This is a genomic window from Pseudomonas sp. 05N434 (assembly GCF_056396965.1).
The window spans coordinates 1-473 of the sequence record NZ_JBFTMK010001118.1; the positions used below are offsets into that span (position 1 = coordinate 1).

General features: G+C 48.4%; 2 protein-coding genes. Both read right to left on the bottom strand.

Going from position 1 to position 473, the window contains the following annotated elements; genetic code table 11:
* Nucleotides 1-190 (bottom strand): hypothetical protein (locus AC1DLB_RS32010; protein WP_477786538.1); only part of this gene is annotated, 190 nt, incomplete at its 3' end.
* On the bottom strand, nucleotides 187-473 hold a 287-nt coding region (locus AC1DLB_RS32015), incomplete at its 5' end, for a T6SS effector amidase Tae4 family protein (protein WP_477786539.1). The genes AC1DLB_RS32015 and AC1DLB_RS32010, both read right to left, overlap by 4 nt.

Sequence of the window (473 nt, forward strand, 5' to 3'; positions counted from 1 at the left end):
CCATGACAACCGAAAGCAACCCAACCCCCGCATTACCCAAAAGCCAAATTGCAAAGTTCCGACTTTGGTCTGCCTCACTCTCGTAGAACGGCCCAAAGTAGCCAGACACTGTCACGAATATCAAGTTAAACGCTCCAATGGCCAGGGCAACAATAAGAATGACGAACAATGCCCCTTTAACAATTTTCATATGACCTTCCAAAACCATATTTCCTTCGACTCGTGGTAGTCGGAGAAGCTGCCCTCAATGGAGAACCCCAACTGAATACGAGGGTAGCTCATCCAGTCCGTTAATCTACGCCCGTTCCATAGATCGATATGATCGCCGCTGCGATTGCCGAAGGTCTCGTTGCCTCGGCGCCAGAAATCCTTGAAGAAAATGATGCCTTGTTGCCCTTCAAGATCATCTTCGAAGTCCTTTGGCTTTATCTTTTTGATGGCGTGTAGCCCGGGTATTTTGGCTTGGCTTAACG